Origin of the sequence: Flavobacterium sp. J49 (assembly GCF_011742145.1) — a bacterium.
Lineage (GTDB): Bacteria > Bacteroidota > Bacteroidia > Flavobacteriales > Flavobacteriaceae > Flavobacterium.
Genome location: NZ_JAAQQU010000011.1, coordinates 1 through 483, shown reverse-complemented (window position 1 = coordinate 483; position 483 = coordinate 1). Strand labels below are relative to the sequence as shown.

Sequence of the window (483 nt, the reverse complement as noted above, 5' to 3'; positions counted from 1 at the left end):
AACGTGCCGCAGATTGTGATTGTGGCGTTCTTCACTCACTTGCGTTTTCAAATATAACTAAAATTTCAGTTAGCCGAGACATTTCTGATACAACCAAAACCAGCCATAATCACAAACTGCTGTTATGAGTAGTTGCTTCTCTATCTACGGTAAACTATTCAAAATATTCCGGAAACATTGACCTGATCAAGGCAAATATTCCCATTAACACCAAAAACCATTTTAAAATTCCAAGCCATTTATTGTAAACTTCGAGACTTTCAACTTTAGTTTTTTCAATATTATATTTCAATTTTGTATGTGATTCATTGCTTTTGAGAAAAATTTGATACTTTTCTTTTTGTCTGATTAGAACTTTATCTAAATATATTTTCAAAAAATGTGAAACCAAACCAAGAATTAGGCAAGAAAATAATGCGATAAAACCTTCCTTCATTATTTGTCGTGTTTTTTAGCACTTACATGTGCAATTACTCATAACGT

At 31.3% G+C, this 483-nt stretch carries 1 protein-coding gene; it reads right to left on the bottom strand.

Annotated features, from left to right (window positions below):
* Positions 1-154 precede the first annotated feature (154 nt).
* Positions 155-436 (bottom strand): hypothetical protein, encoded by a 282-nt coding sequence (locus HA632_RS00040; RefSeq protein ID WP_176305203.1) that lies wholly within the window; start codon positions 434-436, stop codon positions 155-157.
* Between the last annotated feature and the right edge of the window lie 47 nt (positions 437-483).

Excerpts from the sequence above, each read along its gene's own strand:
- HA632_RS00040 (WP_176305203.1), bottom strand. The coding sequence starts at position 436 with ATGAAGGAAGGTTTTATCGCATTATTTTCTTGCCTAATTCTTGGTTTG.